The sequence below is a fragment of the Actinoplanes sp. ATCC 53533 genome (genome assembly GCF_003947245.1).
In genome coordinates this window covers 118,517-143,924 of the sequence record NZ_QHHV01000015.1, presented here as the reverse complement: position 1 = coordinate 143,924, position 25,408 = coordinate 118,517, and the positions used below count along the sequence as shown (strand labels likewise).

Below are 25,408 nucleotides of genomic sequence, written 5' to 3'. Positions count from 1 at the left end.
GGGATTCGGCGTCATTCTCGGTGAAGCCTTGGGACAAGGACTAATCCGAACCAGATTGTAAAATTTTACTGAGGGCGACACGTGCGGGGGCTTCCGCCAGGTAGATCGCTGCGGGGCGCCTCGGTCGGGACCGCCGGGGCCCCGGTACTGTGACAGCCGTAATCGACGGCTCTGGTGGCACCCGAGGAGCGCTCGTGCGTCTGGAGAACTTGAAAGGTCGTCGCGTCGCCGTTTGGGGCACCGGCCGGGAGGCGATCGCCGCCGCCGAGGCCATCGCCCCGCACGGTCCCGCGCGGATGATCGCGATCCAGGACAAGACGACCTTCCTGGCCACCGGCTGGGACGGCCATCTCGCCGAGATCGCGCCGCTCTACGAGGGGGAAGCGGCCCACGACCAGCTCCGTTCGATCGATGTGATCGTCCGGTCGCCGATCATCGGCCAGACGCATCCCTGGATCGTGGAGCACCGCGCCAGGGGCGGGGTGGTCACCGGCGGCACCGCGCTGTGGATGGCCGACCACGCCGCTCGCACGGTCGGCGTCACCGGCAGCAAGGGCAAGAGCACCACGACGACGCTGATTCATCAGATGCTGGAGGCCGTCGGCCGGCAGACCACCCTCGGTGGCAACATCGGCCTGGCGGCGCTCGCCCTGCCCGAGTCCGAGCGATATGTGCTGGAGCTGAGCGTCTACCAGTGTGCCGACATCGAGGACTCGCCTCGGGTGGTGGCGCTGACCTCGCTCTTCCAAGAGCACCTCGACTGGTCGGGCGGCGAGAGCGCCTACTACCGCGACAAGCTCAACGTCGTGATGCACGGCGCCGAGGTGGTCGTTTACAACGGTCAGGACGAGCGGCTGGCCGCCGAGCTGCGCGAGCAGGGCGCTGGTCTCGACCTGCCGCTGGTCGCCGCGAACCGGCCGGACTCGTTCCACGTGACCGAGCACACCGACGGCCGGCGCTGGGTCTTCCTGGCCGGCGAGCCGCTGTTCCCGCGCGACCTGTTCGCGCCGGTCGGGCTCCACAACGAGGGCAACCTCTGCGTGGCGCTGGCTGCGGTCCAGGGCGAAGGAGTCGACTGCCTGGTCCACCGCGACGACCTGGCCCGCGCCGTCCAGGAGTACGCGCCACTGAAGTACCGGATGACCGAGCTGCCCGATCCGTCCGGGCTGATCTTTGTGGACGACTCGCTCTCCACCATCCCGCAGTCGGCGATGTTCGCGATCGAGGCGTACGCCGACCGCCCGCTGACCGTGATCATCGGCGGCAGCCTGGACCGCGCCGTGGACTACACCCCGCTCCGCGATTACCTGGAGCAGCGCAAGATCACGGCGACGCTGATCGGCGTCCCGGACAACGGCGACGTCATCCTCGGCCTGCTGCGTGACCTGCCCGGCATCACGACGATCTCCACCGGCGACTTGGCGGACGCGGTGCGGCTGAGCCGCGAGGTCACCCCGGCGGGCGGCGTGGTGCTGCTGTCCCCCGCCGCGCCCAGCTACGGCCGGTACGACAACTGGGAACACAAGTCGCGGGCGTTCCGCGAGGCGATTCAGGCCACCGCGGCGTAGAGCAGCTGCATGGAGCGGATCGCCGAACGGACCTCCTGCAGCACCTCGAACGTGCGGGCGGGCGGCACCCAGCGGCTGGTCGCGGTCGCGAACCCGATCGTCTCGATCATGGCGCCGTAGCCGAGGCCGAGCACCCGCACAGCGTCGCAATGCTGGAACGGCACGAACATGTCGGTCGTGACCAGCAGCAGCCGCGCGCCGCGGGCGATGCCGGGCAGCAGCTCGGCCCAGCCGACGAACGTGTCGGCCGTGTTCGCGCGCATGCCCGATCGGGTCGACGGGGCGGCCAGCACGTACACCGGCGGCCGGGCATCGGCGTGCTCGCGCACCCACCAGCCGTCGCCTTGACGGTGCCCGGTCGGTTCGCCGAGGCCGAACTCGCGGCGTAGCGCTTCCTCCACCGCGTCACCCTCGGTGGGACAGGGCCGCAGCCCCAGCTCGCGGGTTATCTCCTCCTGGCCCACCAGCGGCCGCGTGCTGCCCAGCCCGGCCACGGTCGAAACCCCGGTCCGTCGCCGCAACACCGTCGCGGCGAGGTCGGCTCTGGCCAGCATCGTGCGGACGCCGCCACCGAGGACCAGGACATGGTCGTACCGCTCCGCGGCGGGTGCGGCGCAGTCAGCCAGGCCGAGGGCGGCCGTCGTCTCCCGGATCAGCGCGTCGCGTTCCGGCTCGAACGTCTCGCCGACCGCCTGGTGGCGTTCCGACCCCTTGCGGTAATCCCACCGGGTGGAGAAGCGCTCGGCGTCGGCGAGCCGGTCAACGAGCGGGCCGCCGGCCGGTAGGCGAAACCCGAACACGTCCAGCAGGGCGGTCATCGCGGCCGATCCGAGCCACGCGGCGATTCCCTCCGCCGTGCCTGCCCGGTCAGCCCCCGGGGCGCACGACGGCAGGGGCGCGCCGGTGTAGACGTCGGTCATCGGATCGCCGCGGACTCGGCGACCGCCCGGTGCAGCCGCACCATGGACAGAATTCCGGAGCGGATCTCCTGCAGGTAGCGGTCCGGGTTGGTGGCGCCGGGTGCGAGCGGCACGCTCACCTTGCCCGAGTCGAATCCGATCGTGTCGATCCCGCAGCCGTACCGCAAAGCGAGCATGCGCATCGCATCGGCGTGCTGAAACGGCACGTAGATCGGTGACGTCACCACCAGAATGCGGTCCTTGGCGCGCAGTTTGATCCGCTGCGCCCAGAACTCATAGGTGTCCGGGGTGTTGGCCCGGCGGGTGGCCGGTTCGCTCGACGGTGAGGCGAGCACGTGCACCTCGACACCGGCCGGGGACCGGTAGGTGCGCACCGACCAGGAACTATTGTCGACCGGGCCGTCCGACGACTCGAGCAGCCCGGACTCGTCGAGGTGGAAGGCGGCGCGCACGCCGGCGTCCATCGCGTCCACCTCGTGGCCGCTGCCAGCGAGGCCGGGCAGCTCCTTCTCGGCCGCGGTCAGCGGGCGAAAGCTACCCAGCGCGGCCAGCTCGGGGACGGCGACCACCCCCTGGTCGATGAGCTGCGCGGCATACTCCGTGCGCTGCAGGCAGGCCCGGCCCAGGCCGCCGAGGACGAGCAGATGGTCGTACTCCCGATGGGCCGGCATCCGCGGCTCGACCAGTTGCAGCGCGGTTGCCGCGCTGGTTACCAGTTGGGTGGTAGGCGGGTCGAACTCGGGCGCCTTGACCTGGTCGCGCTCCGCCCCGGCTGCCCTCTTGCGAAAGTCCCAGTGCTCGCCGGAGAAGTCGTCCAACCAGGTCAACAGCCCGCCGACATCGGCTGCCGGCAGGGCACCGCCGAACCTGCCGACCAGCGCTCGGATCGGTTCCGAGGAGATCCACACCTCGATATCGGCGGCGATCGCGTCCGGCTGGAAGTTCGGTGCACAAGCGGGGAGCGCTACGGGTGCGAAGCCGGACATGAATCCTCCACGCGACATCGGTGCGTGCTCGGTCGCCACCGATACTAGAGGCCCGAGAGCGGCGCTCGAACGCGGCGGCGTCGCGGTGGCCGGACGGGAGTGGTGGATGGATGTCAGGTTTGCGACGTCCGCTGCGCCGGGCCGGCCCAACGAAGATCTCGTACTCGCGGGCAACGATTTCCTGATCCTTCTGGACGGCGTCACCTCCCCACCGCACGTGCCCACCGGATGCACGCACGACCCGGTGTGGCTCGTTCGGACCCTGGGCGCGGCGCTGGCCCAGCGGTTGAGCGCCCCCGGCACCCGGCCGCTGACCGAGGTGCTCGCCGATGCCATCGCCGCGGTGCGTGCCGCGCACGGCGGCACCTGTGATTTGTCTCATCCGGAGAGCCCGTCCTCCACCGTGGTGCTTCTGCGTGAACGCCCCGATCTCGTCGACTACCTGGTGCTGTGCGATTCGGCGCTGGTCCTGGTCGGCCCAGGAGGCGAGATCAGCCGGGTGGTGACCGACGACCGGACGGCCGCGATGCGCGGGCTCACCCGGGCGGAGGTCGCCGGGTGGCGCAACCGTCGAGGCGGCTTCTGGGTCGCCTCGACCGACCCGGACGCGGCCCGGGAGGCGCTGACCGGGGCGCTGCCAAGGGTGCCGACCACATCGGTGTTCGCCTGCACGGACGGCATCTCTCGCCTGGTCGACCACTACGGATACAGCTGGCGGGAGGTGATCGATCTCGCCGCCGCGGGCCCGATGCGCGGCGTCGTCCATGCGGTCCGTGCCGCGGAATCGCACGGGCCGCCACCGGGAAGTCGCAAGCAGCACGACGATGCCACCGCCGCCCTCTGCACCTTCCTCGACTGATTCGCCGTCCGTCAGTAGCGGTCGAGGGGTCCGCAGCACAGGGGAGGTCGACGGGACCATGATCGAAAGCAATGTTCTCCGCCAGCTCTGCATCGACGTCCGGCTGAAGGAAGTTCCCGTCGACGAGGCACTGGTGGTCCGGATCGAGCAGGACACCGAGGAGTGCCGCGATCGGCTGCGCGCCGAGCCCACCTCGCTGCCACCGGCGGATCTGCGGGAGCGGCTGCCGCTGCTGGGCTGGTTGATCTACGAGACCTCGCTGATGCTGCTCTGGAGTGTCAAGGCCGAGATCGACCACCTCCCGGCCGAGGTGCAGCGCGCGTCCCGGGCCAACGCCGACCTGATCACGCGGCTGGCCGACGTCGCCAGATCGCTGCCGTGGCCGGAGTTCGCACCGCGCGCGCTGGGCGCGATCCGCGCGCTGGCCCTCGTGGATTCCAAGTGGAACGACTACGACGGGGCGTGGCTGCTGCATCAGGAGGTGCGTGCCAAGCACCAGTCGTACCTGGACAGCCTTGGCGACGACAAGGCGAACGCGCGCTTCGTCCTTGACCTCGACGAAGTGTTGCTGCAACTCGCCCTTGCCGAGACCGGCACCGCCTGTCGCACCGCTGAAGAGACGGTCGGCCATTGGATCGAGAAGTGGGGCGGCGCGAGCGTGGCCACCGAGCGGCGCGAGGCCGATCGGTGGGTGCTGCGCATGTTCCGGCAGCTCTCCGAAGGGGCAGAGGTGGGAGAGCTGGCGCTGGGCATCGCCGATCGGATCCACGCGAAGCACGGCTTCGTGGAGATGATCACCGAAAGCCGGCTCATCATGCGGACCGGGTTTCGCAACCCGGCGATCATGACATGCCGAGCGCTGTTGCTCATGTACTCGCTCTGCCCGGCGATGCAGCGTCTCGGCATGCTCCCGCCCGGCCACGACACCTGGCCGGACTTCATGTCTTCCCTGCGCCGGCGATTCCGCATCGGGCTGGCCTTCCTCGTACGTCCGGCGGAGAAGGCCGACCACACCCCCATTCCGCTGCTCAAGGATCACGCCCGCGCGATCGTGCAGTTCTGCCTGCACCTGGCGCTGCTGACGGCATCGGAGACGCTCGACGAGCCGCTGGTCGTGGACGAGACGCTTACCCTGCGACGGCTCGACGACGACGCCGCGCAGGCGATGGCGCGCTGGCTGGCCGCACCGTCCGACAAGGGCGACGGGGTTCGCGGTGACGCGAGCATCGTCGGCTGCGCGTCCATGCCGCACTTCATCCGCTCGGTCGAGGCCTGCCGGGACGACGCCGGAGCTACCGCGAACTACCAACAATGGCGAAAGGAGTGGACCGTGCTCGACCGGTACGGCCCTGATCGGTGGAGCGACATCGAGCTGATGCTGGAGCGGGATCCGGACGGGGGGATCTGGTGAATCGGCTGGCGCTGCTCATCGGCTCCGACTACGACGGCCTGCAAGGCCCGAAACATGATCTCGTGGCGATGAAGGAGGTCCTGCGGGCGCGCGGATTCGCCGTACGCGAGTGCCCGCCGGCAAAGGCGACGCGGGCCGGGATCCTCGCCGCGTACGAGAAAATCATCGCCGATGCGGGGCCGGGCGACTCCGTCGTCATCTACTACTCGGGCCACGGCGGTTCGGCCCAGCCACCGGAGACGGGGCCCTACCGACCCGCCGACCTGCAGTACATCCTTCCGGTGGACTACGGCGAGTCCACCGCCGGCGACTTCCGTGGCATCGCCTCCGCGGAACTGTCCGTCCTGCAGTCCCGCCTCACCGCGGTGACCCGCGACGTCACGGTGATTCTCGACTGCTGCCATGCCGGGCTGATGTCCCGCGACGGGAGCCTGCGTCTGCGGACGATGCGGGAAAGGGCGCCGCATGCGTGGCTCCGCGACCGCCTCGACCGGCTTCGTCTGCCTATGGACCTGGTGCCCAGCGAGAGCAACGAGAACGCGGTACGCATCGTCGCCTGTGCTCCCGGCCAACGCGCGTTCGAGGGCCCGGATGACCAGGGGGTCTGCCGCGGCGTCCTCACCAACGAGCTGACCCGTGCCCTCACCGAGGTCGGCGAGGTGCCGGTGACCTGGGCCGCGCTGCTCGACCTGATCCGCTACCGGATGACCGGGCGCATGCTGGAACAGCGCCCCGAGGCGGAAGGGCCGGCCGACCGGGTGCTCTTCACCACCGAGCGGCAGGAACTGCTGAACTCCCTGCCGGTGACGCCGCTGCATCCGCCGGAGCGGGTTCGGCTGGATGGCGGCGCCCTGCTGCGCGTGCAGCCCGACGACGAGTTCGTCGTCATGCCGCCGGGCAGGACCCTCGAGGACCGGGCGGATCGGGTCGGCACCCTCACGATCGACCAGGTGACGGCGATGTCCGTCGCGGGCACAGTGGTCTTCGAGCCGGGACGATCGGCGGTGCCGACGGGTGCGCGGGCGTTTCGCACCAAGGTGACCGCGCCGCAGATCGTCGTGCGGGTGCCGAGCGGCGACCCGCGCTCGGAGCGGGCACTGGAGGCGCTCCGGCGGACGGCGCTGGCTCGCCCGGCCGAGCACGGCAAGGAGGCGAGCGCCGAGATCCGCTTCGACGACTCCGGCGGAATCGTCCTCTGCGACCATATCGGGCCGCTGCATCCGCCGTACCCGAGCGACGCCCAAGGCTTTGCCGACCTCGCCCGCGCGGTCCTGATCCACGCCCGGGCGACACAGCTTCGGTGTCTGGCCGGCGATCCGTCCGCTCCGCTGGGCACCGAGGTCACGGTTGAGTGGGGCCTGGTCGTAGACGGTGCGAGGCAGCCGCCGCCCGTCGCCGGAAGCCCGCTGACTCCGAATCAGCGAATCTTTGTGACCGTGCATAACCAGGGCGACGTGCCGGTGTACGTGTCGATGCTGGACATCGGCCTCTCCGGGCGGGCCGCGCTGCTGATGCGGGGCACCCCCAGCGGACGGTTGCTGCTGCCCCGCCGCGCTTACACGTACGGCTACAACGACGCCCGCCGGGAGCTGGCCGGGGCGGGACTGTCCTGGCCGAAACAGCTCGATCCGGTGTACGCCCGGACCGAGACGATCCTGGTGGTGCTCACTTCCGAGCCGCAGAGCCTCGTCGCGCTGGAGCAACCCGAGATCGTCCGGACCCGTTCGCAGGGCAGCGGCACCCGGCTGCGGGACATGATCGATCAGATCGCCGTCGGCGGCTCCCGCGAGGTCGAGCCCGACCTGTCGACCAGCGTCCGCTACGAGATCCACGCCATCGACTTCGACATGACACCGAGCGAGTAGGAAGAGCCTCCAGCGATGATGACCGCCGACGAGTTGCGGGAACTGTGCACCGCGTTGCGCGCCAAGGAGCGCTTCACCGATGACCCGCTGGTCGATCGCCTGGAGGCGGATGTGCGGGCGTATCGCGACGTGCTGGCCGCCGATCCGACCCCGTTGCCGCCCGCCGAGCTGGCCGAGCGACTTCCGCTGATGGGTTGGATGATCTACGAGACGAGCTGGGACTGCGTCCAACGAATCTCGACGTCGTTCGACCGCCACGCCACGGCGCCGGACGATCGCGAGCAGAGCGGGGCGGAGCTCGATCGGGTCCGGCGTATCGCGAACTGCGCCCGGGGTCTGCCGTGGCCGGAGTTCGCCCCGCGGGCGCTCGGTGCGCTGCGCGCCCTGGCCCTTGCCGAATCCAAGCGAGACACGGAGCAGGGATACGACGCGGCCTGGATGTTGCACGTCGAGTCCCGGAACAAGAACGCCGAGTTCCGCGACGGCTACGGTTCCGGCGATGCCAGCCGGTCACATCGACTCCGGCTGGAAGAGGTGTTCGTCCAACTGGCGCTCGCCGAGACCGGCACCGCCTGCCGCACCGCCGAGCGCGTGATCGCGCGGTGGGCGGAGGAGTTCGAGGACCCGGAGCGCCCGGACTGGTCACGCTCCGAGCAGGAGCGGTGGATTCAGCGTGTGTTCCGCGAGCTCACCGACGGCGTCGCGGTCGGTGAGATCGCGATCGCGACGGTCTATCGCATCCGGGACGAGCTGGGCTTCGCCGACAAGGTGGACGAACACCGACTCACCCAGGGGACCGCGTTCCAGAATCCCGGGATCATGACGGCGCGGGCGGCATCGCTGCTGCTGGCGCTCCGGCCGGCGATGCGGAGCCTCGGCCGCAACCATCCACCGGAGTTCGAGTCCTGGGAGCTGTGGGAGAAGGCCACCCTGGACCGGTTCGTCCGGGCATACCGGGCCATCGAGGAAGACGTGCCCGGGAAAACCGAGATGGATGCGGGCTTCCAGCGGCAGCTGGTGCACGTACGGCTCAACCTGGCGCTCCTCAAACCAGGCTTCGACCTTCCGTCGCGGCGAGCGGACAACCTGCCGTGCCTGGCGATCAACCCGCTGTCCGACGACGCCGTGGAGGCCATGTCCGCACACCTGGGCGGGCCGAGCGGAAAGGGACGCGAGCGGGCGCTCGGCGCGGCGACGATGCCGCTGTTCATCCGGTCGCTGGTCGAGTGCCGCGGATCGGGGCCGGACGATCGGGGCTATCAGACCTGGCGGATCAAGTGGTTCTCGCTGGATCAGTACTCCAACGAGGAGGGCCGCCTCGACCGGGTGCGCTGGGCGCTGGACGCGGCCGGCTGAGTTTCCCGCTCATTTCACGTACGCGGAGAGCAACGCCCAGCCGTGCTCCGGCGTGCCCCTCCGGATCTCGCCCAGCTGGGCGTTGCGCAGCGCGACGTCGATGGACACGTCGCCGGACCGGACGGCCCGCACCATCGCGGCGGCTATCCGGCCGGTTCCGTCGTCGTCGACGCTGTCGATGCCGGCCACCACGCAGCGTGCGCCGCCGGTGAGCAGCGCCATGACGAAGCTCAGCGGCTCGGCACCGTGATCGTTCTGCACCAGGCCGACGTGGCAGGACGCCATCAGCACCGACAGCGGCCAGCGCAGCCCGAGCGCCTGGGCCGCCGACAGCCGCTCGTTGGGGAAGGCCAGGAACTGACCGAAGCCCCGGCCGCCGCCGTGCGCGGCGATGTGCAGGAACTGCCAGCGGTTGCCCTCCTGCAGCACGTCCGCGAAACGGCGGCCATGGAGTGCCGCCGGAGCGTCGCCGCTGCGCACGACGCAACTGCTGAGCGGAACATCGGCGGTGTCTCCCGTCAGGCCCCACGCCGCCCGCTCTTTCTCGATGTCGAGATCAGGAAGTCCCTTTCCGTCGATCTCGACCGTCTCGCCCGGGCCGACCAGGCGGACCAGGCCGTCGCCGGACACAGGCGGCGCCAGTTCGCCCGACAGGGAGGTGAGCACCGGGCTCTGCGACACCACGGCCCGCTCGATCAACCGGGTGTGGGGATCGATCCGCAGGGCCGCCCACGGAATCAGGCTCAACCACGAGTGGGCCGAGATCAGCAGGATCGCGGGCGCGTCTTCCGCGTAGCTGTGCAGGATCTCCTCGGTCAACCGTTTCGGCAGGACACTCCCGGCCAGCGCCCGGAAGTCGAGAACTCCCCCGTCGAGCAAGCCCGGAACCGCCGGATCGACGACATCCCGGGCACTCGCCAGCTGGCCGACGCGGGCCTGGCTGAAAAAGACGCGAAAACCCTCGCCGGGGTCGAACCGGTCGAATTCCATCCTGCCGCCGGGCCGGATGAGCGTACGGAAGAACGCCTTTGTCGTCAGGCTGTCGGTCAGCTCGACGTAGTCGAGGGCGTACCGCGCTCCGACCTTGCCGACCAACTCGGTCAGATTGGCGGGCAGCGGGAACACGGTGTCCGCGAGCATCGGCGAGACGGCGACCTCCAGGTCCTTACGCAACGCCTTGAGCTGTGCGACGCGGCTGTCCGCGCCGGTCATGGCACCGGGGTCGGGGTTCTCGATATCGAGGATCTGGGTCAGCAGCCGGTTGATGCGCGGGTTGTCGTCGAAGGTCAGCCCGTCGCGGATCCGCGCGGCGAACCCGGTCGACTTCGCGGACAGCGCCGCCCGCAGGCCCAGCCCGGCCGCCCGCTCGTTGTCGATCCGGTGGGCCAGTTGGCAGACGTCGCCGTAGACCCGATGGAGCGCTTCGGCCAGCGGCGCCCGAGAGCGTGCGATGACCCGCCACCGTGCCCGGACCCGCTCGGCGGCAGTCAACGCACGCGACGTCAGATCCATCGCCCGGTCGAGATCACCCCCGGTGAGGACGAGATGCTCGGCGGCCGCAAGCGCCAGCGACAATTCGCGTACGCCCTGGTTGTCATCGCCCTCGAAGACGCTGACGTCGCCAGCATCCCGGCCGGTGTCGACCAGTTCGAGCGCGGCGGCGAAGTGCCGCCCGGCCTGGTCGCCTCCGCTTTTCTTGTACCAGGAGACCAGTGCCTCGGCGAACTCAAACCGGTGGTGGGTCGAGAACTCCTTGGCTCGGGCGCCCTTCCAGTACGAGCGCAGCTCCTTGAACTGGCGGCGGACCTGCTCCGGATGCCCCTGCTCGAGGTAGGTCGCGGCCAGTTCGTACTGGTAGTGCGCGATGTGCGGCTCAGCGCCGGTGCCGTACAGATCTTTCGGCGACCGTTTGGCGAGGTCGCGGGCCTCCTGGATCCGGCCCGCCAACCGCAGATCCCGGGCCGCGTGGTAACGGTTGAAGGCGCCCAGGGTCAGGTCCTTGTCGAGCCGGCGCAGACCGGCCTTGGGCCGGTTCTCTTCGAGCTCGCGCAACGAGCGGGCGTGCATGTCGACCGCGGTGTACGGGCTTTTCAGCTCGGTGCCGGCCAGCTCGCAGTATCGGACGAGGACCGCGGCGTGATCCCAGGCCTGCGCCCGCTCCGCCCATCCACCGTGTTCGGTCGCCATTCCGATCTGCTTGTCCAGCGCGAGGTCGAAAAGCGTTCGGCCCTCGACGCCGGTCAACGCCTCTGCCTCGCGCATTCGGACGATGCCCACGGCCTTGTCGGCGGCCGCGGCCAGGGTCAGTAGGTCATCGCGGCGCATGATCCGCCGGATCGCCACGTCGTGTGCTTCCAGGTCACGCATCGGTGATCACCTTCGCCAGTCCGCGGAGTGCCTCGTAGTCATGGCAGCCCAGCACTCGGGCGGCCGATCGCTGTGCTCGTGCGATGTGGACATCCACCGGCCGGTCGCCGTGCTCGCGGTGATCGGGGTCGACCCAGACCAGCACCTTGGCGAGGGCGGCAAGCCGCTGGACCTGCCGGATCATCGGAGCGGGGTCCGAGTGCTCGAACCCGTCCGAACCGAAGATCACGATCGCCGAGCGGACGACGTCGGTGCCGCCCCAGCGCCGCAGGAAACCGTTCAGCGCTACGCCGAGCGTGGTTCCGCCGGACCAGCCGGTTCGCATCCGGCCGGCGGCCAGCAGCGCGTCCCGGGGCCGCAACCCGGCCATCGACCGGGTGAGCCGGGTGTGGTCGGTTCCAACGGCGAATACTTCGGTGGTGCGCGGGTTCCCGGCCAGCGTGGCGGCCGCGAAACGCAACAGCATGTCGCTGTACGGGCTCATCGACGCGCTGATGTCGACGAGCAGGAGTATCCGGCGCGGGCGCGGCGCCGGGCGCCGGTATCGCAACCGCACCAACTCGCCGCCGTCGCGCAGCATGAGCCGCATCGTGCGGCCCGGATCCATCGCGCCGGATCGGGCCTGCCGGCGGTGCATGCTCCGCCGCAGCGGCACCGGCCGCAGCAGATCAATCCAGGCCGACACCTCCCGCAGCTCCTCCTCGGTCATGTCCTCGAAGTCGTGGCTGGCCAACAGGCTGGTGTTGCCGCCCCCGCCGCCGTCGGCATCCCGCGCCGACTCGTCGGTGCCCGTCCCGCCGGTCGGGCTCCGGGACTGCGCGGCGACGAGCACAGGGTCCGCGGGGCGGGCGTCAACCGGCAGTTGGCCGAACCATTGGCGGTACACCGCTTCGAAGACGGGCACGTCGGGCTTGCTTCCGCACAAGGCGACACGCAGCGGCCAGTACGGTTCGGCGCCGTCGGCGACACCCCAGTGCCTCAGCGCCTCGGCCGCGGCGGTGACCCGGTCGACGCTCACGGCCAGCCCGGCCGCGCGCAACGCCGCGCCGAACCGGACGAGCACGGTCAGCGGGTCGTCGGTCATCGGCTGCGCTGCTCTCCCACGAGTACCCGACGTACCGGTTCCTCGTCGTCGTGATGCTTGACGAGCGTGCTGATCGCCGCGTCCACCATCTTCGGAGTCTGCGCGGTGGCGCCCAGTTGGTGCATCGCACGCGCGTAGTCGATAGCCTCGGCCAGGCTGGGCTGCTTGACCAGTTCGAGTCGGCGTAGCTCTGCCATAGCCTCGGAGACGGCGGTCGCCAGGTCCGGCGGAAGCCCGTCGACATGGCAGCGAAGGATCCTGGCCTCGAGCTCGGGCTCGGGATGATCGATCCAGTGGTAGAAGCAGCGCCGCTTGACGGCGTCGTGCGGCTCCCGGGTGCGATTGGACGTGAGGATCACGAACGGTGCGACGTCAGCCCTGATGGTTCCCAGTTCCGGGATGGTGATCTCGAACTTGTCCAGCACCTGCAGCAGGAGCGCCTCGAAATCCTCCTCGGCGCGGTCGATCTCGTCGATGAGCAGCACCGCGGGTTCACCCCGCAGCGCCCGGAGGATCGGCCGGGCGACGAGGTACTTGTCGTCCCACAATTCCGGCAGCCGGTCCGTGTGGTCGCCCTCCCCGGCCGCCCGCAAGGCCAGCATCTGCGCTGAGAAGTTCCAGTCGTAGAGGACCTGGCTCGCGTCGAGGCCCGGATAGCACTGCACCCGCTCGAGCGGTCGACCGAGGACGGTAGCCATCGCGCCGGCGAACGCCGTCTTCCCGACGCCCGGCGCACCTTCCAGCAGCAACGGCCGATTCCCACGGCAAGCGAGGAAGGCGGCTGCCGCCAGCCCGGTTCCGGCCAGATAGCCGGCGCGTCGCTCGAGCTGATCCACAAGATCTTCAGCATCTTTGAAATTCATGTGGCCTCCCGCTCCACGCGCGCATGTGCCCTCGTATGTGTTTGACGGACAGGGTCGACCGCCTGAGCCGGTGGGGGTAGGGGTGAGCAGAGCGGGGTGCGTCCTGCGGCCCATGATGACCACCCTGACGGCGGACGCCCTCACTTCCTCCGCATGATCAACGTCGCTTGCGGGAGCCGGCGTGCTGAGCGGCCCGCAGCGCGTCGATCTCCGCGCGGAGCGCGGCTAGTTCGGCCTCCAGCGCCAGGATGCGCCGGATGCCGCTCAGGTTGATCCCCTCGCCGGACAGCGCGGCGACGCGGCGCACCGTCGTCAGATCATCGCCGCTGTAGCGGCGCACCCCGCCCTCGGTGCGCGCCGGGCAGAGCAGGCCGGCGCGCTCGTATCCGCGCAGCGTATGCGCCCCGATGCCGGTCAGCTCGGTCACCACCGAGATCGGGAACAGGCCCTCGGCCGGCCCCGCGGGAAAACCTTCCCGCATCCCGAAGCTTCGACTTGACAGCGACATGACTTCGTTGTAAATCAGAAAGTAAGTTGAGTCAAGGGGACTCAACCACCAAGCCCCGGTGAAGGAGCACCAAGGAGGAGATGACCATGTTGATGCGCACCGACCCCTTCCGTGACATCGACCGCATGTTCGAGCAGCTCGCCGGCACCTCGGGCCGACCGGCTGTCATGCACATCGACGCCGAACGCGACGGCGACTGGTTCAACGTCTACTTCGACCTGCCCGGTGTCGACCCCGACAGCATCGAACTGACCGTCGAACGCAACGTCCTGTCGGTCAAGGCCCAGCGCCAGCGCTTCCAGCGCGACGGCGTGGAGACCGTGATCTCCGAACGCCCGATGGGCGTCTTCACCCGGCAACTGTTCCTCGGCGACACCCTCAACACCGACGATCTCCAGGCCAGCTACGACAACGGCGTGCTGACCCTGCGCATCCCCGTCTCCGAGAAGGCCAAGCCCCGCAAGATCAGCATCGGTGGCGGCGGCAGCAACCCCAAGCAGATCAGAGGCTGACCGCCGGTCACCTCCACCATGGCCCGGCGCCCGTCCCGCGGGCGCCGGGCCGCGAGGCTCCGCGGCCGCCCTGCTACGCCGCGCCGATCGTCAGGTCCGTATACGAGACGCGGAAGGGCGGCTCTGCGGACTTCTTGCCCACGATGCCGAGGACGACCCGGCCGGCGGTGAACGTGGGGTCCTGCCATTCGCCGACCGGCTTCCCGTCGCGGGTGAACGTCAGCTCGTCACCCAGCGCCGTCACGCCGACCGTGACCGGCTCTCCGGCGGTGGCCGGGGTGTCGTTCGGAAACGTGGCGAGCACGGACATCGTGCTCGGCGTCGGGTCCCCGTGCACCAGCAGCGTGGTGGTGTCGTCGCAGATCCGCAGCAGATATCCCGCGTCCTCGCCGGTCTCGGTGGACCGGGTGAACCGGAACCACACGCCGGCGCAGCTCGCGGTGTTGTGCAGGGTCACCTTCACGGTGGCGGCGATGTCGCTGAACTCCCGGCGCGTGCCCTTGCACCGGTAAGGGCCGGCCTTCTGCTTCTCCACGATGAGTCCCTCGTCGATCCGGCAGGTGGCCTTCTCGGCGGAGTTCTCATCCAGCGGCCAGTCTCGTCCCGCGACGGTGAGCGATTCCGTGAACAGCGGCGCGGCGGTGCCGGTGCTGGTGCTGGGCTGCGGCCCGGCGACGCTGGCGGGCGTGCTCGGGCTCCCGACGGCTTCGTCCCTGTTCGCCGGCCAGGACAGCGGAATCCTGTCGAAGACGACCCCGGCCAGCAGCACCAGAGCGATCACCGCGGCGCCGACGATCGCGACCGCGCGAGCCCGGCGCCGCGGTCGCCGGGGTGGGTCTTGAACGGGCCCGGGCCCAGTCGACAACACGGGACCTGTCGACGGCACGGGCCCGGTCGACGGCACGGGCCCGGTCGACGGCACGGGCCCGGTCGACGGCACGGGCCCGGTCGACGGCACGGGCCCGGTCGACGGCACGGGCGATTCCGCAGGCGGGGCCGACGCGGATCCGACGCCGTGGAACCGTGTCGTCGCCACGCCCTGACCCGGCACGACGGGCACGCCCCCGGCCTGCTCCTCGGCGACGGGCGGGGCCTGGGCCGCGTGCTCGGTGAGCTCGCGGACCGGATGGACGTCGGTGGCGGCGCGCGCCTCGGCGACCGCCTGGCGCAGCGCCGGCTGCCGGTCGAGGACCGCGGCCGAGTTGCCGACCCGCTGCGGGCCCATGGTGAGCAGCCGGTCCAGCACCTCACGCGCGGAGGGCCGCGCCGCCGGGTCCTTGGCCAGCGTCTGCACGACCAGGTCACGCAGCGGCCCGGTGAGACCGTCGATGTCCGGCTCCGCGGTGAGGATGCGGACGGCGACCATGTACGGCATCTCGGCGGCGAACGGGGACCGGCCGGTGCCCGCGTACGCGACGACGGCGCCCCAGGCGAACACGTCGGCGGCCGGGGTGATGGTCCGGCCGGCTTGCGGTTCGAGCCGTTCGGGCGCCATGTAGGTGACGGTCCCGATCATCTGGTTGGTGCGGGTCGGGCCGTCGCCGGCCTGCACCGCCCGGGCGATGCCGAAGTCGATCACCTTGGGGGTGCCGGGGGCGAGCAGCACGTTGCTGGGTTTGAGGTCGCGGTGGATGACACCGGCGCCGTGGATCGCCGTCAGGGCCGTCGCCACCCCGATCGCGACGCCGTGCAGGTTGGACGGAGAAAGCGGGCCACGCTCGGCGACGACCGCGGCCAGGCTGGGCCCGTCGACGTATTCGACGACGAGGTACGGCGTCTCGTGGTCGGGGTCGGCGTCGAGCACCTCGGCGGTGCAGAACGGTGGCACCTCGCGGGCGCGCTCGACCTCGCTGCGGAATCGGGACCGGAACTCGTCCTGATGCGCCAGCTCCGCCTTGATGATCTTGACGGCGACCTGCCGGCCGGACTCGTCACGGGCCAGGTAGACGCTGCCCATGCCGCCCTCGCCGAGGCGGCCGGTCAGCTCGTACGGGCCGATCTCGGTGGGGTCCGCGGGCAGCAGCGGCCGGCCCAGCTCGGTCATGTCGTCTCCGCCCGCGTCAGTGGCCGGTCCGGTCGGGTCACCAGTTGCTCGACCCACTGCTCCGGCACGGACCGCTCCGATCCGGATCGGACTATAAGGTGTGCCGGCTCCGCCCCGCTGACAAGGTCGCCTGGATCACCTGCCACGACCAACGCCGCGACGTCCGGCACGCCGACGGAGGCCGGCACCCCGTGCCGGGTCAGCTCGCGGATCGCCGCCGTCACCTCGCGCGGTGCCCGCGGCCCGGCATCGACGAACAACGCCAGGTCGCGGGCGATCGCGACCGCGGCGGCCACCCGCAACACGACCGCGGCGCTCGCGGCGCCGTCGACCCGCGCGAGCACGGCGCCGACGTGGGTCGGCGGCTCCAGCACGCTGACCAGGGTCATCGGCAGTCTCGGCGGCGGCGCGCCGGCACCGGAGATCACGACGACGTCGGGCTCGCCCACCCGGACCAGCTCGGCGAGGTCGGCGGCCGGGTCATGGGTGAACCGGGCGACGATCGGCACGGTGAGCCCCCGATCGCGCACCGACGCGGCCAGGGCAGCCAGCTCCGCCATCGCCGCGTTCATCTGCAGCAGGTCCGGGGAGAGCCCGCTGCCCACCTCCAGCGGCGACGCCGAGTACGGCACCAGGCGGGTGAGGGCCACCGTCGCGGGCCGGGACGGCCCGGCCAGGTCGGCGGCGAGGCCCACCAGCGCCGCGGCGGTCGGCCCGCCCGGTGCGAGGACGAGCACCCGAAAGCCCGCGGCGTCGGCCATCCCGGCCCGCTCCGCCCGGGCGATGTCCGCCTCCGCCAGCCGGCGAGGGTAGATCCAGGCCAGCAGCGGTCCCGCCATGATGGTCGTGACCAGCGCCATCACCACCATCATCGAGAACAGCTGACCGTCCAGGATGCCCAGTTGCAGGCCCACGGTCAGGATGACGATCTCGGTGAGGCCGCGCGTGTTCATCAGGGTGGCGATGGCCCCGGCCTGGCGGCGGCCGACCCGGTTCAGCCGGGCGCCGGCGTAGGCGCCGACGAACTTGCCGCCGATCGCCACGGCCAGGATGAGCGCCAGTTCCACCAGCGCGGACGCGTCGACCGTCGACAGGTCGACCTGCAGGCCGGCGATGACGAAGAAAACCGGGAGCAGCAGCAGGACGCTGACCTGCTCGAGGCGTTCCAGGATCTCGTGGCGCAGCGCCTCGCCGCCGGCCCGCGGCATCACCGAGCCGAAGACGAACGCGCCGAAGATCGCGTGCAGGCCGATCAGCTCGGTGGCGTAGCAGGAGAGCAGCAGCCCGACGAGGATCACCGCGAGGACGTCCGGGGTCAGCCGGCCCGCCCGGTCCCGCGCCGCCAGCAGGCGGCGCAGCAGCGGCCGAACCAGACCGAACATCGCGATCAGGTACGGCACGGCGGCGAGCAGGTGCCACGGGGCCCCGCCGTCCGCGGCGCCGATCGCCACCACGACCGCCAGCAGCGACCAGGCCAGGACGTCGTCCACGGCGGCGCTGGCCAGCGCGAGACCGCCCACCTCGGTGCGCATCAGCCCGCGGTCGGCCACGATCCGGGCCAGCACCGGGAACGCGGTGACCGCCATCGCGGCGCCGATGAACAGCGCGAACGGCAGCACCTCGGTCACCTCGTGCCGCCCGGCCAGCCACAGCGCCAGCCCGACCCCGAGCCCGAGCGGCAGCAGCACCGAGCCGGCGGACACGCTCACGGCCACCCGCTGCCGCCCACGCACCAGGGACTGGTCCAGCTCGTAGCCGATGATGAACATGAACAGCACCAGGCCGACGTTGGCGAGCCCGGCGAGCGCGGGCCGGATCTCCATCGGGAAGAGCCGGTCGCTGACCAGCCCGCCCACGATGCTCGGTCCGATGAGGATGCCCGCGAGGATCTCACCGACGACGGGCGGCTGCCCGACCCGCTTGGCGAGCGCCCCGAGCAGGCGGGCCAGCACGATGACAGCGGCCAGCCCCAGCAGCAGCCGGCCCACGTCGTGCGCGGTCATGGCGCGACCGCGTCGAGCCGGCCGGCGACCGTCGCCGCGTCGGGCCGCTGCTCCGGCGGTCCCAGGCAGTCGCGGACGAGCTCGGCGACCGGACCGGGCAGGGCGGCGCTGACCCGCGGCGGCGTCGACAGGACCCGGCGCAGGGCCAGCAGCCCGTCGGCTTCCGGCAGCTCACCGTAGAGACCGCTGCCGGCCACCACGCGGTGCAGCAGCACACCGAGGGACCACACGTCGGTCGCCGGGCCCGGCCTGCCGCCGACCAGCAGCTCGGGATCCACGTACTCGATCGCGTCGAGGTCGCCCATTCCGGTGACGGTCACGCCCTCGGTGAAGACCTGCGCCAGACCGAGGTCGGACAGCCGGCCGCCCTCGGCGTTCACCAGGACGTTGCCCGGCTTGATGTCGCGGTGGACGATGCCGGCCCCGTGCAGTGCGCCGGCGGCCCGCGCGGCGTCGGCGACGGCCCGCAGGGCGCGCGGCACCGGCACCGGCTCCGCCGGGCGGGCCAGCGAGCCACCGGGCTCGTACCCCATCGAGTAGTAGAAGACGCCGTCCTGCTGGCCCGCGTCGAACGGGCTCACCAGGTATGGCGACACCACCGCCGCGAACGCCGCCAGCTCCCGGGTGGCACGGCGAAACGCGGCCTCGGTCGACTCGGCGACGAGCACCTTGACCGCGACGAAGTCGGCGTCGACCGGCAGCCGCCGCGGTCGTTTGGCGAGAAAGAACTGCCCGTGATTGCCCGAGCCCAGGGGCCGGACGAAGTCGTAGTCGGCGATGCCCTGCACCTGACCTGGTCTCCTCTACGGATTGCGGTGGGACTCGTACTGGAACCAGCGTCGGCCGAGCTCGACGCGGCTGCCGGGGCGGAGCACGAACGGCTCGCCCGGGGTGAGCTGCCTCGTGCCGCCGGCCCGGGGCAGCCGCACATGCGTGCCGTTCGCCGACCCCAGGTCCGTCACCTCGACCTGCCAGCCGACGAGGCCGACCCGCAGGTGCTGCCGGGACACCCCGCTCACCGGGCCGGCGAGCCGCAGCGGCCGGGCGCGGCCGGCGGCGACGTCGGCGTGCTGGTCGGGCTCTCGTCCCGCCACGTAGTCGCTGTCGAGGCGCATCGTGCTGCCGTCGTCGAGCAGCAGCAGCCCGAGCGACGGCCGCGGGCCCAGCCGGGTCACCTTGGTCAGCTGCGCCATCGAGATTCCGCAGATCTGGCAGTACGGCAGCAGCGGGTCGTTGAAGTGGTTGTTGCGGCAGACCACACCCTCGACCAGGGCGTGGTTTCCGGCACCGGGATCGGCGGCGGCCGGGGCCGGCGGTTCCGCATACCCGGGGAGGAGGATGACCGCCTCGAACGGCGCCCGCCGGTCGGGAGCCCGGACGACCGGCTGCCGCGCGGCGAACTCCGCGACCAGACCCGCGCCGGCGATGACGCCGCCATCGAGGCTGGTCCGCGGATCCGGCGTCCCGGCGCCGGTCAGCCGGAGATGCACGGTGCGGACCGGGCCGTGGACGCCACCGGCGACCGGCCGCCCGTCGACCTCGGCGACGGCCCCACCGCGGAGCGCCACGGCCATCCCCTCGGGGACCGGGCCGGCGAGCGCGCAGTCCGGCGCGTCGGCAGGCAGGGCGCCGACCAGGTCGGCGCCGTCGCCGCCGGCCGCGGCGACCCGCCGGACCAGGGCGATGACGGTGTCGGCTCCGGCCTCCGCGCAGACGGCGAGCAGATCACCGGCCCGCATCACCAGACCCGCGCCGGGCACCGGGCGCACGGTGATGGTCATACGAGCCTCCCGCCGCGGAACCGCCAGCGCAGGAACGGCACCCGCAGCGGCCCGTTCGCCACCAGCCAGACCGCCACCCACACCGAGGCGAAGTGCACCGCGTAGGCGCCGCCGGGCGGCACCGTCTCCAGCAGGGGCACCGCACCGGCCCGCAGGAGCACCCAGAGCAGAAGCGCCTCGGGCACGCCGGTGAGCAGGCCGAACAGCGACGGCCAGTCCTTCTCCCAGCGGAACTGCATCAGCAGGTGGTACAGCAGCTCCCACCCGATGCCCAGCACGGCGACCGCCGCGAGGACGACGAACGCGCCGGCATACCGGCCGGTGAGCGGGGCGTCCCCGGGCAGCAGCGGCACGACGGCGAGAGTCACCATCGCCCCGACCACGGCGGTCAGGAAGATCCGGGTCTGGATCCGTCCCCAGAGAATGGGCACCATGTCGATCTCCCTTACACCGGGCGCCCGAGGGCCCAACGGATCCAGCCGGCTGTCGACCGCACCGGTCCCAGCCGGGGCGCGAAGCCCCGCCTGGACAGGTCGTCGGTGATTTCCTGCGCGGCCACCTGCAGACCGAGGAACGTGTCCACGCCGGGGAAGTAGCCGCCGAGAGTGGCCGCGCCGGAAGCATAGAGCGCGCCGTCGCCGCTCGCGGTCCCCTTCACCTCGAAGTGCCGTTCCACTTCGAGCCGGCCGAGCGGGTTGCGCCCGGCGCCGCCGTGCTCGAGCAGGTCGGCCAGCACCCGGTGCTCGGCGATGTCGGCCGACAGACCGGTGCAGTCGATCACGTACGCCGACTCGATCTCGCGGGTGCCGCCCTGGCCGGTGACGACGCTGACCAGACTGTTCTCCGGCCCCGGCCGGACCTGATCCACGGTGCCCTGGATGGGCCGATACCAGCCGGCCGACCGGCCGGCGCGCATCTGCCGCTGCCAGCGGCGCCGCTTCGGGGTGTTGGTGCCGCCCATCCGGCGGTATTCGGCGGCGCGTTCGTCGCCGTCGAGGCGGCGCATCTTCGCCTTCAGCTGCCCGCCCCACACCGACTTCGGATAGTTGAAACCCTGGTAGGCGAAGCCGTGGCCGCCCTTGCGCCGGGACCACAGGTGCGGCCCGTGCGCGCCCGTGACGAAGGTGCGGAAGATGTGCACGATCTCGGTCGACAGCCCGTGCCGCTCCCGGTCGTCCATCAGCCTCTGCAGGACCCGGGACGCCACGATCCCGCCGCCGCGCACCACGACGGTGCCGGGGCTGGTCTTCAGATACTCGTACACGTGCTCGTGCGGCTCGTACGCGTTGACGACGTGGTGAAAGTCGCCATAGCGCTCGCGGAACGCCTGCAGGTCGGGCAGGAACCGCAGACCCGGATAGCCGACGGCGAGGTGCACGAAGCGCGACCGGTACACGACCCGTTTCGTGCCGCCGCTGCCGGCGGGCGGGGTCAGCACCGTGAAGTAGCCGCCGCCGACCCGCCGGCGCACCATCCGCACCACCCCGTTGACCTGCATCTCCGGGTAGCCGATGCGGCTCGACTCCCGCTCCAGGCTGGCGAAGACGGCGCCGGCGCGCGGCGTCCAGTAGTCGGCGAAGAGCGGCTCGCCGAGCACGTGCAGCAGCGGCCGCAGGGTCCTGTCCCGCCACGCCTCCGCCAGCGCGTACGACGGGAAGCCCCAGATGTTGTCCGGTCGCGATGACGAGTCGGAGCGGATGCGCTCGGTGCGCGGGATCTGCGACACCCGGGTGAGATATTCGTAGGTCTGCCAGGGCTGGTCGATGTTGGACAGCACCCGGATCTGATCGGCGGGCACACCGGCGATCCGCAGGTAGTCCACCGTGACGAACGAGCCGATGCCGCCGCCGACTGTCACGAACGAGACATCACGCACCGCCATCCCCGACCCGGCGACCAGCTCGTCATCCCACTGTGGACGATTGATCAACTCGGGCGTGAGGTCGCCCGTCCCTGCTGTGTGCACGGCTTGTCCCCCGAGTGTGCAGACGCTCCGGCGTCTTGTGCGAGGGCCAATGAGTAGCACAGCCGGACAACGTGACGCGCCGGCCACGGAACGTCACGCGGGTCGTCAGTCGACCCGATAGGTGAGGTGGGTGGCGTGCGCGGAAACCTGGACGTGCACCTGGCGGAGCGCCCGCGGGCTGACCCCGCCGGCGAACAACGCCGTGCCGCCCCCGAGCAGCACGGGCGCCAGATGCAGCCGCAACTCGTCGACCTGACCGGCCCGCAGCGCGCCCCGGATGACCTCGGCACCACCCATGACGACCACGTGGCGATCCTCGGCCAGCGCCCTGGCCTTGTCGATCGCGCTGCGCACGCCGTCGACGACGAAGGTGAACCGGTCGGCCAGCCGCACGCTGCCCGGCGCCTGGCGGGTCACCACCAGCACCGGCGGCGCCGCGGCCAGGCCGGCGCCGTAGCCCACCTCGTCGTTCCAGCCGTGCGGGCCGTCGACGATGTCGAACAGGCGGCGGCCCATGACGACCGCCCCGGTCGCGTCGGTGGTCGACGCCAGCACTGCCCGGTCGACCGGGTCGGCGCTGAACGCCCAGGTGTGCAGGCCCTCGCCGCCGTCGCCGAGGCCGTTGTCCGGGCCGGGCGCGGGCCCGGTCACGAACCCGTCGAGGGACATCGAGATGTCGGCGATCACCTTTGCCATGCGCACTCCCCGGCTGGTTGCGACTACGAGCCGAGCATGCCACCGGGGTGCGACAGAAAGCCCGGGGTAGGACCCGGGAACTCAGGCCGGGGGGATCAGCCGCGAGCCGGTCCAGGCCAGGCCCATGCCGGCGGCGAGCAACAGCAGCGCGCCGACCGTCGGCAGCGGGCGGACCGCGTACGAGCCGGCGCCGATCGACACGGCCGCGAGCATCAGCAGCACGCCGTCGGCCGGGTTGACCAGCTTGGAGCGGAACACCGCCCAGCCCAGCAGCAGCCAGCCGGTGCCGGTCACGGCCGCGGCGACCAGCGCGGCCGTGCGGACCTGGCCGGCGTCAATCCCCGTGCCCGCCAGGCCGGCGCCGGTGGGCACGGCGGCCAGCGGCAGCATCATGACGAAGCCGGCCAGCCCGATGAGCAGGCCGGCGAGCGCCGGGCGGCGGGTCCGGGAGCCGGCCAGCAGCCCGGCGAGGCCGATCATCGCGACCGCGCAGAACCAGCCGGCGGCGAGTTCGAGCAGCAGCGGGGAGGGTGTGGCGGGGAGGCCGAGGGTGGCCCAGCCGTACAGGGCGGCACCGATCGGCAGGGCCCACAGCGACACGCGGGCGTAGCGGCGGACCGACCAGATCCAGACGGCCTCGTGGACCGGCAGGAGGTGATCCGCGGCGGCGCGGGAGCGGGCGCCGCCGACCCAGGCCGGTGCCACGCGCAGTGGGCGTCCACTCGCGGTGTGCTGCTGGCTGGTGCTCATGTCATCGCCTCCGGGTGGCGCCCTCGGCGATGACCGTCGTCGGCGCAGGTAGCCGAGGAGTCGCAAGCCGACGCCTGCGTGCCGCCTCGTCTGAGCTCAAAGCCGAGCGGCCCGGGGGTACCGGTCGGAGTCCTCGGTCAGCATGGCAAAAACCCCGCGCGAGGGCGCGGGGTTTTGCGGTATTCGCTCCGATCTTGCACCCTCCCGTGGCGGAGGTCAGGCGCGTTCGGACTCCCCCACGCCGTTGTAGTCGGCGCCGCCGAGCGCCGCGGACGGCGGCACGGCCTGCGGGGCCGGCAGCCCCTTCGGGCCGCTGTCGCCGGAGACCTGCGCCTCGGCGGCCCGGACCTGGGCGTTGACGGCGGCGGCCTCCCGGGCCGCGGCCTCGGCCGCCTCGGCGGCCTCGCGCTCGACCGCGGCGGCGTCGACCGTCGACCTCGGCAGGTCGCCGACCATGTTGGCCAGCCCGCCGAGCGCGCCACCCATGCCCTCCAGGGCGCGGGTCAGCTCGGTCGGCACGATCCAGACCTTGTTGGCCGAGCCGTTGGCGATCTGCGGCAGGGCCTGCAGATATTGGTAGGCCAGCACCTTCTGGCTGGGGTTGGCCTCGTGGATCGCGTTGAAGACGGTCCGGATGGCCTTGGCCTGGCCCTCGGCGGTCAGGATCCGGGCCTGCCGGTCACCGTCGGCGCGCAGCACCGCGGACTGCTTGTCACCCTCGGCGGTGAGGATCTGCGACTGCTTGACACCCTCGGCGGTCAGGATCGCGGCGCGGCGGTCGCGCTCGGCGCGCATCTGCTTCTCCATCGAGTCGCGGATGCTCGGCGGCGGCTCGATGGCCTTGATCTCGACCCGGGTGACCTTGACGCCCCACCGGCCGGTGGTCTCGTCGAGCACGCCGGACAGGTGCCGGTTGATCTCCTCGCGGCTGGTCAGCGCGCGCTCCAGGTCCAGCGAGCCGATGACGTTACGCAGGGTGGTGACGGTCAACTGCTCGATGGCCTGCAGGAAGTTCGCGATCTCATAGGTGGCGCGGACCGGGTCGACGACCTTGAAGTAGAGCACCGTGTCGATCGAGACCACGAGGTTGTCGGAGGTGATCACCGGCTGCGGCGGGAAGCTGACGACGTTTTCCCGCATGTCCACCTTGGTGCGCACCGTGTCGATGAACGGCACGAGCAGGTTGAGCCCGGGCGACAGGGTGCGCTTGTACTTGCCGAGCCGCTCCACGACGTCGTGCCGCTGCTGCGGGACGATGCGGACCGATCGGACCAGGGTGATCACCGCGAAAAGGGCGATCACGAAGATGAGTACACCGATAACAACTTCCATGGCGTCCTCTTTTCTTATCTCTTATGTGAGTCGGTTGCTCAGAGGTTGGGATGCTCGTCGCGCCACACGATCGCGGTGGCGCCCTTCACCTTGATGACCCGGACCCGGTCGCCCGGCGCGTAGATCTCGTCGCCGTCGAAGGAGCGCGCCGTCCAGAGCTCACCGTCGATCTTCACGAGGCCGTGGTCGGCGGTGACCTCCTCGAGGACGGTCGCCTGGGAGCCCTCTATGGCCTCGATGCCGAAGGCGGTCTCGCCCGTCTCGGACGCCGGCCGCGCATGCCGCATGATGATGGGACGGATCGCCGCGACGGAGAGACCGGAGACGATGGCGAAGACGATCGCCTGCACCAGCACGGGGGCGCCGAGGGCCGCCGCGCCGGCCGCCGCGAGGGCGCCCACGGCGAAGAAGATGACCAGGAAAGACGCGGTGAAGGCCTCGGCGATCGCGAGGGCAATGGCGAGGACGATCCAGAGAACGCTTTCCACCCTCTGATCGTGACACGTCCGCGCTCTCCCGGCGACGCCGCGTGAGGTC

At 71.2% G+C, this 25,408-nt stretch carries 22 protein-coding genes; 6 read left to right on the top strand and 16 right to left on the bottom strand.

What is annotated here, in order from left to right; all coding sequences use genetic code 11:
• The first annotated feature begins 194 nt into the window (after window positions 1-194).
• Window positions 195-1,568 carry a UDP-N-acetylmuramoyl-L-alanine--D-glutamate ligase gene (gene murD / locus DMB66_RS06245; protein ID WP_125803040.1) on the top strand — a complete coding sequence of 458 codons (1,374 nt, stop codon included), beginning with the start codon at window positions 195-197 and terminating at the stop codon, window positions 1,566-1,568.
• On the opposite strand, the gene DMB66_RS06240 is transcribed toward murD, so the two are convergent.
• Entirely contained in the window at window positions 1,550-2,488 is a 939-nt protein-coding gene (locus DMB66_RS06240) for a hypothetical protein (RefSeq protein ID WP_125803039.1), read from the bottom strand. The two genes, murD and DMB66_RS06240, sit on opposite strands and share 19 nt — an antisense overlap.
• Complete coding sequence (locus DMB66_RS06235; RefSeq protein ID WP_125803038.1) at window positions 2,485-3,474, bottom strand: hypothetical protein; 990 nt, start codon at window positions 3,472-3,474, stop codon at window positions 2,485-2,487. The genes DMB66_RS06240 and DMB66_RS06235 overlap by 4 nt, the downstream gene beginning before the upstream one ends.
• Here DMB66_RS06235 and DMB66_RS06230 point away from each other — a divergent pair.
• From DMB66_RS06230 to DMB66_RS06215, 4 genes are read left to right on the top strand one after another with little or no spacing between them, the layout of a single operon-like run.
• The gene (locus DMB66_RS06230) at window positions 3,473-4,333 is read left to right on the top strand and encodes a protein phosphatase 2C domain-containing protein (protein ID WP_199752057.1); all 861 of its coding nucleotides are present in this window, start codon (window positions 3,473-3,475) and stop codon (window positions 4,331-4,333) included. The genes DMB66_RS06235 and DMB66_RS06230 overlap by 2 nt on opposite strands.
• 58 nt (window positions 4,334-4,391) lie before the next feature.
• Window positions 4,392-5,744 (top strand): hypothetical protein, encoded by a 1,353-nt coding sequence (locus DMB66_RS06225; RefSeq protein ID WP_125803037.1) that lies wholly within the window; start codon window positions 4,392-4,394, stop codon window positions 5,742-5,744.
• A complete protein-coding gene (locus DMB66_RS06220) occupies window positions 5,741-7,609 on the top strand; it encodes a caspase family protein (RefSeq protein WP_158647152.1) in 1,869 nt (622 codons plus the stop codon). Before DMB66_RS06225 ends, DMB66_RS06220 begins: the two co-directional genes overlap by 4 nt.
• Window positions 7,610-7,624: 15 nt before the next feature.
• Window positions 7,625-8,965, top strand: a complete 1,341-nt coding sequence (locus tag DMB66_RS06215) for a hypothetical protein (protein WP_125803035.1) — start codon at window positions 7,625-7,627, stop codon at window positions 8,963-8,965.
• A gap of 9 nt (window positions 8,966-8,974) precedes the next feature.
• Here DMB66_RS06215 and DMB66_RS06210 read toward each other — a convergent pair whose 3' ends face one another.
• The 4 genes from DMB66_RS06210 to DMB66_RS06195 all read right to left on the bottom strand — a co-directional run bounded on the left by DMB66_RS06210 (window position 8,975) and on the right by DMB66_RS06195 (window position 13,787).
• Entirely contained in the window at window positions 8,975-11,332 is a 2,358-nt protein-coding gene (locus tag DMB66_RS06210; protein WP_125803034.1) for a CHAT domain-containing protein, read from the bottom strand.
• Window positions 11,325-12,416, bottom strand: coding sequence for a VWA domain-containing protein (locus tag DMB66_RS06205; protein WP_125803033.1), 1,092 nt, complete (start codon window positions 12,414-12,416; stop codon window positions 11,325-11,327). Before DMB66_RS06205 ends, DMB66_RS06210 begins: the two co-directional genes overlap by 8 nt.
• Entirely contained in the window at window positions 12,413-13,252 is an 840-nt protein-coding gene (locus tag DMB66_RS06200; protein WP_158647151.1) for a MoxR family ATPase, read from the bottom strand. Before DMB66_RS06200 ends, DMB66_RS06205 begins: the two co-directional genes overlap by 4 nt.
• A gap of 184 nt (window positions 13,253-13,436) precedes the next feature.
• Window positions 13,437-13,787 carry a MerR family transcriptional regulator gene (locus tag DMB66_RS06195; protein ID WP_233624333.1) on the bottom strand — a complete coding sequence of 117 codons (351 nt, stop codon included), beginning with the start codon at window positions 13,785-13,787 and terminating at the stop codon, window positions 13,437-13,439.
• Window positions 13,788-13,873: 86 nt separating this feature from the next.
• Between DMB66_RS06195 and DMB66_RS06190 the strand changes: the two genes are divergently transcribed.
• Entirely contained in the window at window positions 13,874-14,299 is a 426-nt protein-coding gene (locus DMB66_RS06190) for an Hsp20/alpha crystallin family protein (RefSeq protein ID WP_125803161.1), read from the top strand.
• Between the two features lie 73 nt (window positions 14,300-14,372).
• Here DMB66_RS06190 and DMB66_RS62445 read toward each other — a convergent pair whose 3' ends face one another.
• The 10 genes from DMB66_RS62445 to DMB66_RS06140 all read right to left on the bottom strand — a co-directional run bounded on the left by DMB66_RS62445 (window position 14,373) and on the right by DMB66_RS06140 (window position 25,359).
• A complete protein-coding gene (locus DMB66_RS62445; protein WP_233624332.1) occupies window positions 14,373-16,343 on the bottom strand; it encodes a serine/threonine-protein kinase in 1,971 nt (656 codons plus the stop codon).
• Window positions 16,340-18,346 carry a cation:proton antiporter gene (locus tag DMB66_RS06180; RefSeq protein WP_125803031.1) on the bottom strand — a complete coding sequence of 669 codons (2,007 nt, stop codon included), beginning with the start codon at window positions 18,344-18,346 and terminating at the stop codon, window positions 16,340-16,342. Before DMB66_RS06180 ends, DMB66_RS62445 begins: the two co-directional genes overlap by 4 nt.
• Window positions 18,343-19,134, bottom strand: coding sequence for a serine/threonine-protein kinase (locus DMB66_RS06175; RefSeq protein ID WP_125803030.1), 792 nt, complete (start codon window positions 19,132-19,134; stop codon window positions 18,343-18,345). Before DMB66_RS06175 ends, DMB66_RS06180 begins: the two co-directional genes overlap by 4 nt.
• A gap of 15 nt (window positions 19,135-19,149) precedes the next feature.
• The gene (locus tag DMB66_RS06170; RefSeq protein WP_125803029.1) at window positions 19,150-20,127 is read right to left on the bottom strand and encodes an FHA domain-containing protein; all 978 of its coding nucleotides are present in this window, start codon (window positions 20,125-20,127) and stop codon (window positions 19,150-19,152) included.
• A complete protein-coding gene (locus tag DMB66_RS06165) occupies window positions 20,124-20,561 on the bottom strand; it encodes a hypothetical protein (protein ID WP_125803028.1) in 438 nt (145 codons plus the stop codon). Before DMB66_RS06165 ends, DMB66_RS06170 begins: the two co-directional genes overlap by 4 nt.
• Window positions 20,562-20,572: 11 nt before the next feature.
• Window positions 20,573-22,093: a hypothetical protein gene (locus DMB66_RS06160; RefSeq protein WP_125803027.1), complete on the bottom strand. Its 1,521-nt coding sequence runs from the start codon at window positions 22,091-22,093 to the stop codon at window positions 20,573-20,575.
• A gap of 105 nt (window positions 22,094-22,198) precedes the next feature.
• Entirely contained in the window at window positions 22,199-22,789 is a 591-nt protein-coding gene (locus DMB66_RS06155) for a dihydrofolate reductase family protein (RefSeq protein WP_125803026.1), read from the bottom strand.
• Between the two features lie 81 nt (window positions 22,790-22,870).
• Window positions 22,871-23,539, bottom strand: a complete 669-nt coding sequence (locus tag DMB66_RS06150; protein WP_199752056.1) for a hypothetical protein — start codon at window positions 23,537-23,539, stop codon at window positions 22,871-22,873.
• Window positions 23,540-23,755: 216 nt separating this feature from the next.
• Complete coding sequence (locus DMB66_RS06145; protein WP_125803025.1) at window positions 23,756-24,871, bottom strand: SPFH domain-containing protein; 1,116 nt, start codon at window positions 24,869-24,871, stop codon at window positions 23,756-23,758.
• Between the two features lie 38 nt (window positions 24,872-24,909).
• Window positions 24,910-25,359, bottom strand: coding sequence for an NfeD family protein (locus tag DMB66_RS06140; protein ID WP_125803024.1), 450 nt, complete (start codon window positions 25,357-25,359; stop codon window positions 24,910-24,912).
• Between the last annotated feature and the right edge of the window lie 49 nt (window positions 25,360-25,408).